We start from the raw sequence: 18,903 nt of genomic DNA on the forward strand, positions 1-18,903 counted from the left end.
ATAAACCAATAACCACCCAAAACAACAAACTAAAGAAAATTAGACAAATTACCCAATAATTCTATTTATTTGAAAAGGAATTCTTCTATTTCTACAGAATGTAATAAGTAATTAGGCAGATAAATGTCAGTCAGAGTCTCAGGAGGGAATAGAATGACGACGAATGTAATGAATCCAAAGTTACAGCATGTAATTGAAAATATTGAAAAGGTGATGATCGGGAAAAGGTCGGTGGCGGAATTGAGTTTGGTGGCGCTGCTGGCAAACGGACACGTGCTTCTTGAAGACGTGCCGGGTGTCGGGAAGACGATGATGGTCCGCGCACTTGCAAAGTCAGTAGGCGCGGCATTCAAACGCATCCAGTTTACGCCGGACCTGCTTCCTTCAGATGTCATCGGAGTTTCTATATATAATCCAAGAGACAGTGAGTTCCACTTCAGGCCGGGGCCGATCATGGGAAATATCATTCTCGCAGACGAGATCAACCGGACCTCTCCAAAGACACAGTCGGCGCTTCTTGAGGGGATGGAAGAGCACAGTGTCACAATCGATGGAGTGACACGCAAGCTGGATAAGCCGTTCTTCGTTATGGCGACTCAGAATCCGATCGAATATGAAGGCACATATCCGCTTCCGGAAGCGCAGCTGGACCGGTTCCTCCTCAAAATGAAAATGGGGTATCCGGAAATGGAAGAAGAGATGGAAATCCTCACACGTGCTCAGAAAAGGGCACCGATTGAAGAACTTGAAGCCGTTATCACGCTTGAGGAGCTGCGCATGATACAAGAAGATGTAAAGGAAGTCACCGTGGATGATACCTTGAAAAAATATATTGTGGACATCGCACATAGGACGAGACTTCACTCCCAGGTTTACCTAGGCGCCAGCCCCCGCGGTTCCATCGCATTGATGAGGGCCTGCCAAGCATATGCTTACCTGAACAGCAGGGATTATGTTATCCCCGATGATGTGCAATACCTGGCTCCATTTGTCTTTTCCCACCGCATCATTTTGAAATCAGAGGCAAAATATGAGGGCATCACAGCGGAGGAAGTGGTAGCGCGTGTGATCACAGGGATGCCGGTGCCTGTTCAAAGGCTTGTGAGATAAATGAAAAAGAAATTACAGATTGTAAAGGTGATAGGGAAGCTGCTGCTGCTCATCGTTCTATGGGCGGTCACACTTGTCTATGCGTTATTCCAGGGAGGGTTCGTCAGCTGGTTCCTGTTTTACAGTTTCTTGCCCTTTGCCTTGTATTCTCTTCTTATCTCCATCTACCCGCTTTCAGACTTCGAAGTGGAACGCTCCTTTAAATCAACCGATTTTAAAGCGGGGGATTCCATGGAAGTGCTGCTCATCATCAAAAGAAGGCTTCCTTTTCCCTTGTTTTATGTAGTTGCGGATGATATTGTGTCTTCTTCGGTTTTTTACAGGTCTTCTTTTCAGAAGGCCAAGTCCATGATTTATCCGGGCTTCAGGCGGGAGATACATTTGAAGTATACGATTAATGAGCTTCCGCGGGGGGAACATCAATTCAGTGCCGTCCGGTTAAAGACCGGGGATTTCTTCGGTATTTTTGAAAAAGAGGTCACGATCCCTTGCACCAATACGCTTCTTGTTTATCCGGCGTTTGTCGATGTCATCTACAGGCCGCTTGAAAGCCGCTATGATCAAGGGATGGCTTCTTCCAACGTGAAGATCCAAAAGGATACGACGATGGCGACAGGGGTCAAGGAGTATCAGCCTGGGGACCGTTTTTCATGGATTCACTGGAAATCATTTGCGCGGACAAATGAACTGATGACGAAGGAATTTGAAGAAAGACAGTCTCATGACGTACTGGTGGTCCTGGACCGCGAACCTTCACAAGCTTTTGAACCTATGGTGACTTTTACTGCCTCTGTTTTAAAAGCGGCATTGAAAAGAGGGGCACAGGCAGGGCTGCTTTCGATTGGGGGAGACCACGTCTCCTTTCCGATCCGAGGGGGAGAAGAACACCAGCGTCAGCTCTATCATCATTTGGCAAAAGTAAAAGCGGACAGTAAATTTGATCTGTCAAAGGTTCTTCATGGAGAAGGAATCAACTATCAGCAGTCGGCGACAGTCATGCTGGTCACCAGTTCTATTTCCAAAGTGCTGATCTCGACTGCCAGGTCCTATGCCAAGCGCAATTCTTCGGTCGTGATCTTTCTGATAAAAGAAAAAGGATCCCAGTTGTCGACTGAAGAAAAGGCGCTGAAGGCCATGGCAGCCGGAAGAGGCATCTGGCTGAAAGTCAGCTATGAAGGCGAATTTGGTTCTGCGTTTTCGGAGGTGAAGAACGCATGAGTGGGGGAGTGAAAAAAAGGAATCTTCAGCGGGGGCTGCTTTATGGACTCGCCTTCATCTTACTGTGGGAGTGGCTTAGGCCATTGGAGGACATCACTGATACAGGTAATCTTGGGTATTTTGTTGTGTTTATCCTCCTGTCGATCACCCTCTATTATTTGAATATAAACAGGTATTTGTCATTTGCAGTCAAACTGATTTTCATCAGTTATTCGCTGTATCACTTGTATGCGGATGATACATTCATGAATCCTGTGGCCTCCATGATTACAGATCTATGGGATAATATCGGGCTGACGATCGGACGCGAGTGGTCAATGCTTTCTGATATGTACCGCAGCCTTCTGTTTTTTATTCTGCTGTGGTTGATGACCTATCTGATTCATTACTGGTTATCTGTCAGAAAAACGATGCTTTTGTTTTATATCATGACGGTCATTTATGTCAGTTTGCTGGATACGTTTACTCCGTTTGATGCGAAGGCAGCCATCATCAGGGTCATCCTTCTGGGATTCTTGCTCTTGGGGATGCTGGCGCTGCTTCGCTTGAAAGATCAGGAGAGCCTGCGTGGATCGACCCGGACCAATGGAAGGTGGATGATCCCGCTTGTGGTCATGATTGGATTCAGTTCGGTCCTTGCTTTTGCAGCACCGAAAATTGACCCTGTCTGGCCGGATCCCGTTCCTTATCTCAAGGCATTTTCCGATGATAGTGGGGGCGGAAGCGGTGTATCTAGGCTTGGGTATGGGGAAGATGACAGCAAGCTTGGCGGTCCTTTCCTTGGCGACCCCAAAACCGTCTTTACAGCTGATGTTATCCGTGAGCACTATTGGAGGATTGAAAGTAAAGATATCTATACCGGAAAAGGGTGGGAAAGAACCGGCTCCGCAGAAACAGAGCAGGCCATTACATTCAATGCAGGGGAAGAAGTACCGCTCGACCTGACTGAACCGGACCCGGAAAGAGAACGGGACACAGAGGTTATCAGTGTGAAAGAACAGTATTCACATGTTGTGTACCCTTATGGAGTCAATACTTTCCGAGGGAATGAAGAGGGATCGTTCTCCCTCAGCCTGGACACGACAAAAATTACAACCTTTCAAGGCGAAGAGGAAACCAAATTGGAAGAATACGGTGTCGAGTACACCAATCCGGTATATTCCCTGAAAGGGCTGGAATCTGCTTCAGCCGAGACACTGCCAGAGGGATCTGAAAGCTTTCTGGAACGATACACACAGCTTCCTGAAACACTTCCTGAGAGGGTAAGGGAGCTGGCGGAGACGATTACGGCTGAAGAGGAGAACTGGTATCGAAAAGCAACAGCAATTGAAGAATATTTTGAAAAAGAAAACTTTGTCTATGAACAGTTTGATGTTCCCGTACCTGAGGAAGGGCAGGACTATGTAGACCAGTTCCTGTTTGACACACAAATGGGTTATTGTGATAACTACTCCACAGCGATGGTTGTCATGGTCCGTTCCCTCGGCATCCCGGCGAGATGGGTAAAGGGATATACGGAAGGTGAATACCAAAGAAGTATCGACACCCAATACAAAACCTATCAGGTCACTAATAATAATGCCCACTCCTGGGTAGAGGTCTACTTTCCTGGACAAGGGTGGGTACCGTTCGAGCCGACAGTCGGTTTCACTGGAAACTCCATTGTGAATTACGACTATGAACTGCCGGATACAGAAGAAACAGCTGTCCCGCCTATCGAGCAGGAAACGCCGGAAAAAGACCTGACACCGGATGATGACAAATCTGCTGACAGCGGTTCTGCAAGTTTTTCCCTTAAAGGATTATGGGATGATGCGGTGACGTTTGCGGAAGACAATTGGGGCAAAATTCTACTGGCGGTCCTCATGCTGGTGATCATTGCGTTTGGGGTATTCCTGATCAGAAGGCGTTGGCTGCCATATATGCTCATCCTCTATTACAAATTCAAGAATGATGATGATGCTTTCCAGGAAGCGTATGTTTCGTTATTGAGACAGCTGAAGCGATATGGATTGAAGATAGACGATGGGCAGACGCTGCGCTCTTATTCCCGATATGTGGATGCATTTTTCGGCACGAGGGAAATGACATCGCTTACGGATAAATATGAACGTGCGCTGTATGGACAGAAGCTTACAGACCATGACTGGAAGCAGCTCCGCAAATTGTGGGAAAATTTAATTAAAAGGACAACAGGTTGACCAACGCTCCAACTCATTATAAAATGAGGTCGAAATGTAGATAAATACGGTTTGCATACCTTCATATATCCTCGATAATAGGGTTCGAAAGTTTCTACCGGATCACCGTAAATGATCTGACTATGAAGGCAGTATTCATTTTGATGTGATAGTGAGCGAAGTATATCAAAACCAGAATTCTGCCTTTATATAAGGCAGAATTCTGGTTTTTTTTACTTTTGGGGCAAACTGTATAGAGTCATAGATTCAACGAAATAATTTAATGAGGTGAGCAGGATGACGGGAAAAACGGAACTGCATAATCAGGAAATGATTGTTGTATTGGATTTCGGCAGTCAGTATAATCAGTTAATCACAAGAAGGATTCGTGAATTCGGGGTCTACAGCGAACTTCATCCCCACACGATTACTCTAGAGGAAATCAAGGAAATGAATCCGAGCGGCATCATTTTTTCCGGAGGGCCGAACAGTGTTTACGGAGAAAATGCCTTCCGCTGTGATGAAAGAATCTTCGATTTGAATATTCCGGTTTTGGGCATCTGTTACGGTATGCAGCTGATGACCATGCACTTCGGCGGTAAAGTCGAAAGAGCGAAGCACCGTGAGTATGGAAAAGCTAAAATCGATGTTCAGCATTCTTCAAAGCTGTTCGGGAACCTTCCTGAAGAGCAGGTGGTATGGATGAGCCACGGCGATCTGGTTGTGGAAGCGCCTGAAGGCTTTACAGTGGATGCCATCAATCCTTCCTGCCCGATTGCTTCAATGAGTGATGAGGAAAGAGGGCTGTATGCAGTGCAGTTCCACCCTGAAGTGCGCCATTCTCAATACGGAAACGATATGCTGAAGAATTTCGTGTTTGATGTGTGCGGATGCAGCGACGAGTGGTCCATGGAGAACTTCATTGAAATCGAGATGGAAAAAATCCGCAAGACGGTTGGAAATAAAAAGGTTCTATGTGCGCTGAGCGGCGGAGTGGACTCTTCCGTTGTTGCAGTTTTGATCCACAAGGCAATCGGCGATCAGCTTACTTGCATTTTTGTCGACCATGGCTTGCTGCGAAAAGATGAAGCGGAAGGTGTCATGAAGACGTTCTCGGAAGGCTTCAATATGAATGTCATTAAAGTGGATGCAAAAGACCGATTCTTAAATAAGCTTAAAGGTGTTTCAGATCCTGAACAAAAACGCAAGATCATCGGGAATGAATTCATCTATGTGTTCGATGATGAAGCAACCAAGCTGGAAGGGATTGAGTACCTTGCGCAGGGCACCCTTTATACAGACATCATCGAAAGTGGTACAGCGACTGCTCAGACAATCAAGTCTCACCACAATGTCGGGGGTCTTCCTGAAGATATGCAGTTCCAGTTGATAGAGCCTCTCAATACTCTTTTTAAAGATGAGGTCCGTGCGCTTGGAAGCGAGCTTGGAATTCCAGATGAAATCGTTTGGCGCCAGCCTTTCCCTGGTCCCGGCCTTGGAATCCGTGTGCTCGGCGAAATTTCTGAAGAAAAGCTTGAGATTGTAAGGGAGTCCGATCATATCCTTCGCGAAGAAATTAAGAAGGCAGGGCTTGACCGCGATATCTGGCAGTACTTCACGGTTCTTCCTGATATCCGCAGTGTGGGTGTCATGGGGGATGCCCGTACCTATGATTACACAATCGGCATCAGAGCGGTGACATCCATCGATGGTATGACTTCCGACTGGGCAAGGATTCCGTGGGATGTATTGGAATTGATCTCAACAAGAATTGTCAATGAAGTCGATCACATCAACCGCGTTGTGTATGATATCACGAGCAAGCCGCCAGCAACGATTGAGTGGGAGTAAAGTGATTTTACGAACGTTATAAAAATAATTGTCGAAAACGTTCGGATTTTGTATTGACTAGTCAGGTTCAGCTTGTTACAATAACAGTGAACTTAATAAGAACTGAAACATTACGTCGTATAATTTTGGGGATAAGGCCCAGCAGTTTCTACCGAGCTACCGTAAATGGCTTGACTACGAGGTGATGGTTTGATGAAAACTAGTCGATACAAATTCATGCTATTATCTTTTCTATAACACTAGTTTTTTTCTTTCCCTTACCAGTATGTCACGCCCTGAACGACGGTTGTTCAGGGCGTTTTTTTCGTCCAGGAGGGACCTCTCAGCGATTACGATGGACATTTTAGAGGAGGTAAGGAAATGAAAAAGTTTTTCCAGTTTGACCAGCTTGGGACTAATTACAGCCGCGAAATCATCGGCGGACTGACAACATTTTTATCCATGGCTTATATCCTGGTGGTCAATCCGATCACACTTTCGCTGGAGTCGGTGCCGGATCTTCCAGACAGCATGAGAATGGATTATGGGGCGGTTTTCGTGGCGACTGCATTGGCTGCTGCAATTGGTTCCCTCATTATGGGACTTATCGCCAAGTATCCGATCGCGCTTGCGCCTGGTATGGGATTGAATGCATTTTTCGCATATACAGTTGTCCTCACGATGGGGATTTCATGGCAGGCTGCCTTGACTGGCGTATTGATTTCCGGTTTGATCTTTATTCTTTTAACCTTAACAGGTCTTCGTGAAAAAATAATCAACTCCATTCCTGCTGAGTTGAAACTTGCGGTAGGGGCAGGAATCGGTCTTTTTATTACATTTGTAGGTTTTCAAAATGCGAATATTATCACAAATAATGACGCAACCCTTGTTGGACTTGGTGATTTGACAGATGGAAACACCCTTCTGGCGGTTTTTGGGATTTTTGTGACCGTCATCCTGATGACAAGAGGAGTCAAGGGTGGAATTTTCTTCGGGATGGTGATTACAGCCATTGCCGGAATGATCTTTGGCCTGATTGATCTTCCTGAGAAAATTGTCGGTGCTGTGCCAAGTTTGGAACCGACATTCGGAGCTGCGGTTGAACCGCTTTTCACTGATATCTCAAGTGTTTTCACAATCCAAATGCTTGTCGTGGTACTTACATTCCTGTTTGTTGACTTCTTTGATACAGCAGGCACATTGGTGGCCGTTGCCAACCAGGCCAACCTTATGAAAGATAACAAGCTTCCGAGAGCAGGAAAGGCGCTTTTTGCAGATTCCTGTGCAACGGTAGTCGGAGCAGTGCTTGGTACTTCGACAACCACTTCTTACATTGAATCTACTGCAGGGGTTGCGGCAGGTGCAAGATCAGGATTCGCTTCCGTCGTTACAGCTGTGTTGTTCTTGCTGTCACTGTTCTTCTTCCCGCTGCTTGAAGTAATAACAGCGCCAGTTACCGCCCCTGCATTGATTATTGTCGGTGTCCTGATGGTATCCGCCATTGGTAAAATCGACTGGAACCGGTTCGAAATTGCAGTGCCGGCATTCTTGACCATCATTGCCATGCCGTTGACGTACAGTATCGCAACAGGGATTGCAGTTGGATTCATCTTTTACCCGATCACGATGATCATGAAGGGACGCACGAAAGAGATCCATCCCATTATGTACCTTCTATTCATAATCTTTGTACTCTATTTCATTTTCTTGATTTAATTGTTGATGCAGCTTCTCTTTTGAGGGGCTGTTTTTTGTTAGGTTTTTGAAAGAGGCATTTGAACGTTGTGTATAGAATTGACTCAAAGTTCTCCGGAGCAGCCAAAGGTTTTTATCACGCATCATACCACAGAAATAACTGCCGCAAGTACAAAAAAGGTAGGTGAACCTGATAATAAACGACAGGACAAATGGTCTTCTTCCATCATTCTGCACCAATATAATGAAGCATTTTGCATTGAAAAAAGTATGCGCTTTCGCTAGAATCATTAAATACGAGAAGTCTCAACTGAAAGAGGAAATCATCCATGATTCATATAGAAGTAGAGAAAGTGCTGAATAATAATGTTCTGATTGCCAAGCATGAAGGATATGGAGAAGTTGTGCTGATCGGAAAAGGGATCGGCTTCAATGCGAAGAAGGGAGACTTTATCGCAAACGATATAGCAGAGAAGATGTTTGTGTTGAAAGGGGAAAAAGAACAGGAGCAATATAAGATGCTGCTGCCTTATCTTGAAGGAAACATGCTGGATACAATCATTTCAGCCATTGAGTTGATACGGAACCGAACAAACTCTTTTTTGAATGAACACATCCACGTTGCCCTTACCGACCATATCCTGTTTGCGATAAACCGGCTGATGAAAGGGATGGCAATACGCAACCCGTTCTTAATGGAAACAAAGGCACTGTATCCATTTGAATATGAAGTGGCCAGAGACGTAGTCGTTCTCTTGAATGAAGAGACAAATGTCGAACTGCCAGAAGGGGAAATCGGGTTCATTGCCCTGCATATCCATAGTGCTATGATGAATAAAGACCTGTCGCAGGTCAACCAGCACTCACAGTTAATCGGAATATTAACCTCCACGATCGAAGATACATTAAAAGTCGATATCGATAAGGAAAGCGTTCATTATATGAGGCTTGTCCGCCATCTTCGTTATACGATCGAGCGGGTGTTAAGGCAGGAAAGAGTTCAGGAACCGGAAAAAATCGCTTTGCTGTTGAAAGAAGAATATCCACTGTGCTATAATCTCTCCTGGAAACTAATTAAGATAATGCAGCAAACACTGAAGAAACCAGTGGATGATGCGGAGGCAGTCTACCTGACGATGCATCTGCAGCGAATACAAAATAAAGTTAAATAACGAACTTATCTTTTAACGTGTTACTGATACGATCAGGCATGAGTTAAAGAAGATGATTGATTCGTGTATTTTGGGGGAAGTCTATCCTTGTACACGATCGCCGTCTCCTTTTACTCATGCCTTTTTTGTGTTTGCGGCTATTATTTTTCCATAAAAATGTACTTAGGAGGTTATCATTTTGTTTAAAAAAGCTTTCGGTGTTTTGCAAAAGGTGGGGAAAGCGTTGATGCTGCCGGTTGCGATTCTTCCTGCAGCGGGGATTCTGCTTGCGTTGGGGTCGGCGTTGGAGAATCCTACGCTGCTGGATATTGCCCCTTTCCTTGAGACGGGATGGGTTGCAAATGTTGCAGCTGTCATGAAACAGGCTGGTGGGATCATCTTTGACAATCTCGCGCTGCTGTTTGCAGTCGGAGTTGCCATTGGTCTTGCGGGTGGTGAGGGAGTTGCCGGTCTCGCCGCAATAGTAGGGTACTTAATTATGAATGCCACCATGGGAGCCGCCCTTGGCATTACGGCAGAAGAAGTTGCAGACAATACAGCATACGCTAGTGTATTAGGGATCCCGACACTTCAAACAGGCGTTTTCGGAGGGATTATCATTGGTATACTTGCCGCCTATATGTACAATCGTTTCTTTAAGATAGAACTGGCGTCATACTTAGGTTTCTTTGCAGGTAAGCGCTTTGTCCCGATAGCGACTGCTGCTTCAGCCGTACTGGTTGGATTACTGATGCTGTTGGTGTGGCCGCCTGTTCAATCAGGATTGAATACATTCTCTAACTTCATGCTGAATGAAAATAGAACATTCGCTGCGCTTATCTTCGGAATCGTAGAACGTTCTTTGATTCCATTCGGGCTGCATCATATTTTCTATTCACCGTTCTGGTTCGAATTCGGATCCTATACAACGGAAGCCGGAAATATCGTACGCGGCGACCAGGCAATCTTCATGAAGCAGATCCAGGATAATGTACAAGACCTGACAGCAGGAACCTTCATGACAGGTAAATATCCATTCATGATGTTCGGTCTTCCTGCAGCTGCGTTGGCGATTTATCATGAAGCACGTCCTGAAAGAAAGAAAATCGTAGCAGGTATCATGGGGTCCGCTGCATTGACTTCATTCCTGACAGGTATCACAGAACCGCTTGAATTCTCATTCCTATTCGTCGCACCGGTTCTTTTCGGAATTCACGCTGTCTTTGCCGGATTATCGTTTATGACCATGCACTTACTTAACGTAAAAATCGGTATGACATTCTCAGGTGGATTGATAGACTTTATCCTGTTCGGTGTCATCAACCCGCAGACAAACTGGTGGCTCGTCATCCCGGTAGGTTTGGTCTTTGCTGTCATTTATTACTTCGGTTTCCGGTTTGCCATACGCAAATTCAACCTTGCGACGCCAGGCCGTGAAGATGTGGAAGAAGATGAAGAAGAAGGAACACCTTCCAAAGGATCCGACCTTGCCAATGATGTACTCGAGGCAATGGGCGGAAAAGAAAACATCGCCCACCTTGATGCATGTATCACTCGTCTTCGTGTATCGGTAAATGATGAGAAGCAAGTAGATAAAAACAGGCTGAAAAAACTCGGAGCTTCCGGGGTACTGGAAGTAGGGAACAGCATCCAGGCAATCTTCGGACCGAAATCAGATACATTGAAATCACAAATGAAAGATATCATGATGGGGAAAACACCTCGAAAAGCTGAAACCAATGCAAACGAAGAAGTGGAACAGCAGATAGAAGAGGTAAACCCTGATGCGTTACAAAATGAAGAAGAATTTGCAAATGAAAAATTCGTTTCTCCTATTACAGGGGAAATAAAAGATCTTTCAGAAGTGCCAGACCAGGTCTTTTCACAAAAAATGATGGGTGACGGATTCTCCATTCTGCCAACAGACGGGCTCATCGTATCTCCGGTGGATGGGAAAATCGTCAATGTATTCCCTACCAAACATGCCATCGGCCTCGAGTCGAAAGGCGGAAAAGAAATCCTGATCCATGTTGGAATTGACACAGTCAAACTTGAAGGGAAAGGTTTTGAATCCCTGATCAAAGAAGGAGATCAGGTGGTAGCAGGGCAGCCGCTATTGAAAGTGGACCTGGATTATATTAAAAAGAATTCTCCTTCTACTATTACACCTATCATCTTTACGAATCTTAAAGAAGGACAAGCCGTTACAGTTGAGAAAGAAGGTAGCGTCAAAGCTAAAGACGAAAATATTATCAGTATCGATTAATACCATGAAGACCGGATTCCAAGCGGGGGATCCGGTCTTTTCTATAGACTTTTCGGAAGGGAATAAAAATTAAAAAGGTTGTTGACTTAAGAGGCATACCTTGTTATACTTTGGAGACCGTCGCAGGAAACGGGGCGGGACAAGCGCTTCTGAAAAAAAGTCAACAAAACTTGTTGACAGAAAGCGCTTCTGATGATAAGATATAAAAGTTGCTTCAAACGAGAAACGGAAAATAGTTTTTCGCAGAAGTTGACACAAACGAAGCGATGTGTTATGATAGGCTTCTGAGCGATTGAACCTTGAAAACTGAACAAAACAAGACAAAACGTCAACGTTAATCTAGTAAGAACTTGATTCTTACAAAGTTGCTAACACTTTAATTAGCAAATGAGCAAGTCAAACTTCTTTCGGAGAGTTTGATCCTGGCTCAGGACGAACGCTGGCGGCGTGCCTAATACATGCAAGTCGAGCGGACGGATGGGAGCTTGCTCCCTGAAGTCAGCGGCGGACGGGTGAGTAACACGTGGGTAACCTGCCTGTAAGACTGGGATAACTCCGGGAAACCGGGGCTAATACCGGATAGTTCCTTTCCTCACATGAGGAAGGGTGGAAAGGTGGCTTCGGCTACCACTTACAGATGGACCCGCGGCGCATTAGCTAGTTGGTGAGGTAACGGCTCACCAAGGCGACGATGCGTAGCCGACCTGAGAGGGTGATCGGCCACACTGGGACTGAGACACGGCCCAGACTCCTACGGGAGGCAGCAGTAGGGAATCTTCCGCAATGGACGAAAGTCTGACGGAGCAACGCCGCGTGAGTGATGAAGGTTTTCGGATCGTAAAGCTCTGTTGTTAGGGAAGAACAAGTGCCGTTCGAATAGGGCGGCACCTTGACGGTACCTAACCAGAAAGCCACGGCTAACTACGTGCCAGCAGCCGCGGTAATACGTAGGTGGCAAGCGTTGTCCGGAATTATTGGGCGTAAAGCGCGCGCAGGCGGTCTCTTAAGTCTGATGTGAAAGCCCACGGCTCAACCGTGGAGGGTCATTGGAAACTGGGGGACTTGAGTACAGAAGAGGAAAGTGGAATTCCACGTGTAGCGGTGAAATGCGTAGATATGTGGAGGAACACCAGTGGCGAAGGCGACTTTCTGGTCTGTAACTGACGCTGAGGCGCGAAAGCGTGGGGAGCAAACAGGATTAGATACCCTGGTAGTCCACGCCGTAAACGATGAGTGCTAAGTGTTAGAGGGTTTCCGCCCTTTAGTGCTGCAGCTAACGCATTAAGCACTCCGCCTGGGGAGTACGGTCGCAAGACTGAAACTCAAAGGAATTGACGGGGGCCCGCACAAGCGGTGGAGCATGTGGTTTAATTCGAAGCAACGCGAAGAACCTTACCAGGTCTTGACATCCTCTGACAACCCTAGAGATAGGGCGTTCCCCTTCGGGGGACAGAGTGACAGGTGGTGCATGGTTGTCGTCAGCTCGTGTCGTGAGATGTTGGGTTAAGTCCCGCAACGAGCGCAACCCTTGATCTTAGTTGCCAGCATTCAGTTGGGCACTCTAAGATGACTGCCGGTGACAAACCGGAGGAAGGTGGGGATGACGTCAAATCATCATGCCCCTTATGACCTGGGCTACACACGTGCTACAATGGACGGTACAAAGGGCAGCAAGACCGCGAGGTTTAGCAAATCCCATAAAACCGTTCTCAGTTCGGATTGCAGGCTGCAACTCGCCTGCATGAAGCTGGAATCGCTAGTAATCGCGGATCAGCATGCCGCGGTGAATACGTTCCCGGGCCTTGTACACACCGCCCGTCACACCACGAGAGTTTGTAACACCCGAAGTCGGTGAGGTAACCTTTTGGAGCCAGCCGCCTAAGGTGGGACAGATGATTGGGGTGAAGTCGTAACAAGGTAGCCGTATCGGAAGGTGCGGCTGGATCACCTCCTTTCTAAGGATATATGAGACGTGACGCGTTGATTTTGTTTTGTTCAGTTTTGATGGTTCAATAAGATTTTTTGCGAAAGCAAACAAATCCACCATCAAACATTGTTCTTTGAAAACTAGATAAAGATAGTCATGAAGAAAGTCAAGAAAGAACCGAGAATTCGCCATTTTAGGATATCTCTTATGAGATATTGTTTTAAACTAAGGTGAAGGAGAAGCGAGGAGTGCAAGGCGCCCGTGTTTCTGAGCAGCGGAGTGTACCTTACCGTACATGAGCAGCGGAAGAAACGAAGGCAACGCCGCAATCCGAAGCTTATCGTTCGCCGATGGTTAAGTTAGAAAGGGCGCACGGTGGATGCCTTGGCACTAGGAGCCGATGAAGGACGGGACTAACACCGATATGCTTCGGGGAGCTGTAAGTAAGCTTTGATCCGGAGATTTCCGAATGGGGGAACCCGCTGCACGTAATGGTGCAGTATCCATACTTGAATACATAGAGTATGGAAGGCAGACCCGGGGAACTGAAACATCTAAGTACCCGGAGGAAGAGAAAGCAAACGCGATTCCCTGAGTAGCGGCGAGCGAAACGGGATTAGCCCAAACCAAGAGGCTTGCCTCTTGGGGTTGTAGGACACTCTATACGGAGTTACAAAGGAATGAAGTAGACGAAGAAGTCTGGAAAGGCTCGTCACAGAAGGTAACAACCCTGTAGTCGAAACTTCGTTCCCTCTTGAGTGGATCCTGAGTACGGCGGGACACGAGAAATCCCGTCGGAAGCTGGGAGGACCATCTCCCAAGGCTAAATACTCCCTAGTGACCGATAGTGAACCAGTACCGTGAGGGAAAGGTGAAAAGCACCCCGGAAGGGGAGTGAAATAGAACCTGAAACCGTGTGCCTACAAGTAGTCAGAGCCCGTTAACGGGTGATGGCGTGCCTTTTGTAGAATGAACCGGCGAGTTACGATCCCATGCAAGGTTAAGTCGGAAAGACGGAGCCGCAGCGAAAGCGAGTCTGAATAGGGCGAATGAGTATGTGGTCGTAGACCCGAAACCAGGTGATCTACCCATGTCCAGGGTGAAGTTCAGGTAACACTGAATGGAGGCCCGAACCCACGCACGTTGAAAAGTGCGGGGATGAGGTGTGGGTAGCGGAGAAATTCCAATCGAACTTGGAGATAGCTGGTTCTCTCCGAAATAGCTTTAGGGCTAGCCTCATGTAGTAAGAGTCTTGGAGGTAGAGCACTGTTTGGACTAGGGGCCCTCATCGGGTTACCGAATTCAGACAAACTCCGAATGCCAAAGACTTATCCATGGGAGTCAGACTGCGAGTGATAAGATCCGTAGTCGAAAGGGAAACAGCCCAGACCACCAGCTAAGGTCCCAAAGTATACGTTAAGTGGAAAAGGATGTGGAGTTGCTTAGACAACCAGGATGTTGGCTTAGAAGCAGCCACCATTTAAAGAGTGCGTAATAGCTCACTGGTCGAGTGACTCTGCGCCGAAAATGTACCGGGGCTAAACGTATCACCGAAGCTGTGGATTGACACCATTTGGTGTCAGTGGTAGGAGAGCGTTCTAAGGGCTGAGAAGCTGGACCGTAAGGACTGGTGGAGCGCTTAGAAGTGAGAATGCCGGTATGAGTAGCGAAAGACAGGTGAGAATCCTGTCCACCGAATGCCTAAGGTTTCCTGAGGAAGGCTCGTCCGCTCAGGGTTAGTCGGGACCTAAGCCGAGGCCGAAAGGCGTAGGCGATGGATAACAGGTTGATATTCCTGTACCACCTCTTTTCCGTTTGAGTGATGGGGGGACGCAGGAGGATAGGGTAAGCGCGCTGTTGGATATGCGCGTCTAAGCAGTTAGGCTGGTGATGAGGCAAATCCCGTCACCATAAAGGCTGAGCTGTGACAGCGAGGGAAATATAGTACCGAAGTTCCTGATTCCACACTGCCAAGAAAAGCCTCTAGCGAGGAAAAAGGTGCCCGTACCGCAAACCGACACAGGTAGGCGAGGAGAGAATCCTAAGGTGAGCGAGAGAACTCTCGTTAAGGAACTCGGCAAAATGACCCCGTAACTTCGGGAGAAGGGGTGCTCTGGTAGGGTGCAAGCCCGAGAGAGCCGCAGTGAATAGGCCCAGGCGACTGTTTAGCAAAAACACAGGTCTCTGCGAAGCCGTAAGGCGAAGTATAGGGGCTGACGCCTGCCCGGTGCTGGAAGGTTAAGGGGAGTGCTTAGCGCAAGCGAAGGTGCGAACCGAAGCCCCAGTAAACGGCGGCCGTAACTATAACGGTCCTAAGGTAGCGAAATTCCTTGTCGGGTAAGTTCCGACCCGCACGAAAGGCGCAACGATCTGGGCACTGTCTCAACGAGAGACTCGGTGAAATTATAGTACCTGTGAAGATGCAGGTTACCCGCGACAGGACGGAAAGACCCCGTGGAGCTTTACTGTAGCCTGATATTGAATTTTGGCACAGCTTGTACAGGATAGGTAGGAGCCTTGGAAACCGGAGCGCCAGCTTCGGTGGAGGCGCTGGTGGGATACTACCCTGGCTGTGTTGAACTTCTAACCCGCGCCCCTGATCGGGGTGGGAGACAGTGTCAGGTGGGCAGTTTGACTGGGGCGGTCGCCTCCTAAAGAGTAACGGAGGCGCCCAAAGGTTCCCTCAGAATGGTTGGAAATCATTCGCAGAGTGTAAAGGCACAAGGGAGCTTGACTGCGAGACCTACAAGTCGAGCAGGGACGAAAGTCGGGCTTAGTGATCCGGTGGTTCCGCATGGAAGGGCCATCGCTCAACGGATAAAAGCTACCCCGGGGATAACAGGCTTATCTCCCCCAAGAGTCCACATCGACGGGGAGGTTTGGCACCTCGATGTCGGCTCATCGCATCCTGGGGCTGTAGTCGGTCCCAAGGGTTGGGCTGTTCGCCCATTAAAGCGGTACGCGAGCTGGGTTCAGAACGTCGTGAGACAGTTCGGTCCCTATCCGTCGTGGGCGCAGGAAATTTGAGAGGAGCTGTCCTTAGTACGAGAGGACCGGGATGGACGCACCGCTGGTGTACCAGTTGTCTTGCCAAAGGCATCGCTGGGTAGCTATGTGCGGAAGGGATAAGTGCTGAAAGCATCTAAGCATGAAGCCCCCCTCGAGATGAGATTTCCCATCACTTTATGTGAGTAAGATCCCTGAAAGATGATCAGGTAGATAGGTCTGAGGTGGAAGCGTGGCGACACGTGCAGCTGACAGATACTAATCGATCGAGGACTTAACCACGTTAAAAAGCGCAGGCGGTTTTAATAGCCGCCGGAGCTGGATTGCAAAATAGCGAAACTCGGAATCCTTTCTGATTCTTCATGACCTTTATCTGGTTTTGAGAGAACGATGTTCTGTCAACTTCATACAGTCTGGTGATTAAGGCGAAGAGGTCACACCCGTTCCCATGCCGAACACGGAAGTTAAGCTCTTCAGCGCCGATGGTAGTTGGGGGATCTCCCCCTGTGAGAGTAGGACGTCGCCAGGCGACCAAAAGAGTACCCGAGGGGTGCTCTTTTTTTGTGTAAAAAAGAATCAGAAGAACGAACAGGTTATGTAGTTCCGGCCTTTAATCAAGAGCACTGCTCGGGTGGAGAGGAGCAAGAAGGTCAAGGACGCGAGGGAGTGAGCACCGGAATGGGCTCTGCCCATGAGGATGTGAACGAGCGAAGCGGACGAAGAGATTCGCCGCACATCGCCGTCCGAGCCTTCAGTGGCGATGGTAGCTGGGGGCTCCCCCTGTGAGAGTAGGACGTCGCCAGGCGACCAAAAGAGCACCCGAGGGGTGCTCTTTTTTATGGAAAGAGGATAAACCAAGAGTGTTTAGTTCTGATCCTTGATTCAAGAGCAGAGCTCGGGCGGAGAGGAGCAAGAAGGTCAAGGACGAGAGGATGTGAACGAGCGAAGCGGACGAAGAGATTCGCCGCACATCGCCGTCCGAGCCGTCCGAGCCAATGGAAGTTTGGGCACCCCTGTGAGAGTAGGACGTCGCCATGCGACCAAAAGAGTATCCGGAGGGGGGGCTTTTTTAAAGATATAAAAAATCTATTTTAGTTCAAGAGTTTAATCAGAAGAAGGAGCGAGGAAAATTGGTGCTTGACGCAAAAAGTCTGAATTAGCAGCAAATTCCCTCCGACTAGACGCAAATAATATGTGGATACGATGTAATTATGAATAATTAGAAGCAATTATCCTCAGTTAGGCGCAATTAAGGTATTCTGCCAGATTGCGGAGGGGTTCATTTTCCCCTGGGTATCTATTAATCAGACAGATAGTTGTCCAAAGATTCTCGTTTTAAAGTTCTACATGATGAATACCAAACAAAAAGAGAGAAAGAAATCCCGCTTTTGGTTTATGATTCGAAAACCAATCAGATAACCAGCTTCGCGCATAACCTATGAATTACGTGCAAACCTCCCCTTGCTTGGTGCAATACTTTCTTACTTTCGTGCATAACAACCCAATGTCGATGCAGAACACAAAATGGTGTGGCCGCCAGATAAAGTGGAACAGTTTCTGCTCATTTAAATGACACACATTACTGGAAATTATCTTCCCTATTAGACTGAACTGCAGCTAAAAGAAGGCAAACAAAGTCATATTTTAAATTTTCGAATAAAATTTTGTATAGTTGGAATCTTTGATATTTTAGTGTTATTGGATTAACACCCCCGTTAGCTTAATAAGAAGACGTAAATTATAAACAGTAAAGAAATCGCTATGATAGATTTAATCCATAATATTTTTTTACTTATACCAGCTTTCCCTTCAAGATAATTTAAGTAAATCATTGTAAAAGGAAAACCTAACAATGCAAATGAAGAACTCCCACCAGCGGTTTCAACATATTTGATTAATCCTACTATAATAATGAGGAGTCCTAGTGTACCAATGGACATATTAAAATATAAAATTCCTCTATCGTTTTCCTTCAATTTTTCTCCTCCTAGTTGTATAGCTCTGTTTACTTATTCTCACTTCTTTAAATTAGTCTTTGTTAAACTAACCTGCCCCAATAATTCAAGAGGGACGGCTGCTTATTCAGCCAACGCCCCTATTTGTTTAATAATTTTTATCCAAAAGTAGAAGCAAATAACTACTTCCCAAAAGAAGAAATGCAATATGAGTTACAACGTAAACTGTTATCTCAACTGGAGTCAGTTTCCTTTCTCTCTTGATTTTCTTAAAATGAAGATAATAATAAATTGCACATATGAGCAACATTACTCCTGATACTTGAAATATTATTTCTAATAAGCCAATCACAATTATCACCCTCTCCTAAAGTTCCTGATTGTTGTTCAAACAGATACAACAATCTTAATTAAACCTGCCCAATCCAACTATACAAAGGCAGCTGCTTGTTCGGAAACGTCCTCGTTTATTGAATGTCAAAAATTATTATCTGTTGCACTTTTTAAACCAAAATAAAAAAAGAAGAACACGCTCATAACCATTGCATAAAACCATTTGGAACGA

Annotated in this window: 8 protein-coding genes, 3 rRNA genes and 2 riboswitches; of the genes, 10 read left to right on the forward strand and 1 reads right to left on the reverse strand. The window is 46.6% G+C overall.

The features are described from left to right. Positions 1–153 precede the first annotated feature (153 nt). The 10 genes from AC4E8A_RS01700 to rrf all read left to right on the forward strand — a co-directional run bounded on the left by AC4E8A_RS01700 (position 154) and on the right by rrf (position 16,912). Positions 154–1,110: an AAA family ATPase gene (locus AC4E8A_RS01700; protein WP_490196441.1), complete on the forward strand. Its 957-nt coding sequence runs from the start codon at positions 154–156 to the stop codon at positions 1,108–1,110. After that, the gene (locus AC4E8A_RS01705) at positions 1,111–2,328 is read left to right on the forward strand and encodes a DUF58 domain-containing protein (RefSeq protein WP_490196442.1); all 1,218 of its coding nucleotides are present in this window, start codon (positions 1,111–1,113) and stop codon (positions 2,326–2,328) included. Beyond that, on the forward strand, positions 2,325–4,529 hold the full coding sequence (locus AC4E8A_RS01710; protein ID WP_490196443.1) for a transglutaminase TgpA family protein: 2,205 nt from the start codon (positions 2,325–2,327) through the stop codon (positions 4,527–4,529). Before AC4E8A_RS01705 ends, AC4E8A_RS01710 begins: the two co-directional genes overlap by 4 nt. A 41-nt stretch (positions 4,530–4,570) precedes the next feature. Beyond that, positions 4,571–4,672, forward strand: a riboswitch (purine riboswitch). Between the two features lie 133 nt (positions 4,673–4,805). Next, positions 4,806–6,359: a glutamine-hydrolyzing GMP synthase gene (guaA, locus tag AC4E8A_RS01715; RefSeq protein WP_490196445.1), complete on the forward strand. Its 1,554-nt coding sequence runs from the start codon at positions 4,806–4,808 to the stop codon at positions 6,357–6,359. 95 nt (positions 6,360–6,454) lie between these two features. Next, positions 6,455–6,556: riboswitch (purine riboswitch) on the forward strand. Positions 6,557–6,719: 163 nt separating this feature from the next. After that, positions 6,720–8,054, forward strand: a complete 1,335-nt coding sequence (locus tag AC4E8A_RS01720) for an NCS2 family permease (RefSeq protein ID WP_490196447.1) — start codon at positions 6,720–6,722, stop codon at positions 8,052–8,054. 308 nt (positions 8,055–8,362) lie between these two features. Then, on the forward strand, positions 8,363–9,205 hold the full coding sequence (glcT, locus tag AC4E8A_RS01725; RefSeq protein WP_490196448.1) for a glucose PTS transporter transcription antiterminator GlcT: 843 nt from the start codon (positions 8,363–8,365) through the stop codon (positions 9,203–9,205). Between the two features lie 178 nt (positions 9,206–9,383). Next, the gene (gene ptsG / locus AC4E8A_RS01730) at positions 9,384–11,450 is read left to right on the forward strand and encodes a glucose-specific PTS transporter subunit IIBC (protein ID WP_490196450.1); all 2,067 of its coding nucleotides are present in this window, start codon (positions 9,384–9,386) and stop codon (positions 11,448–11,450) included. A gap of 404 nt (positions 11,451–11,854) precedes the next feature. Further along, positions 11,855–13,405, forward strand: a 16S ribosomal RNA gene (locus AC4E8A_RS01735). Between the two features lie 324 nt (positions 13,406–13,729). Beyond that, a 23S ribosomal RNA gene (locus AC4E8A_RS01740) occupies positions 13,730–16,665 on the forward strand. Between the two features lie 130 nt (positions 16,666–16,795). Then, positions 16,796–16,912 (forward strand): 5S ribosomal RNA (gene rrf / locus AC4E8A_RS01745). The 16S, 23S and 5S rRNA genes sit together here, the layout of an rRNA operon. Positions 16,913–18,098: 1,186 nt before the next feature. On the opposite strand, the gene AC4E8A_RS01750 is transcribed toward rrf, so the two are convergent. After that, positions 18,099–18,359 carry a hypothetical protein gene (locus AC4E8A_RS01750; protein ID WP_456274736.1) on the reverse strand — a complete coding sequence of 87 codons (261 nt, stop codon included), beginning with the start codon at positions 18,357–18,359 and terminating at the stop codon, positions 18,099–18,101. Positions 18,360–18,903 lie beyond the last annotated feature (544 nt).

This window comes from Bacillus sp. SRL337 (assembly GCF_984799155.1).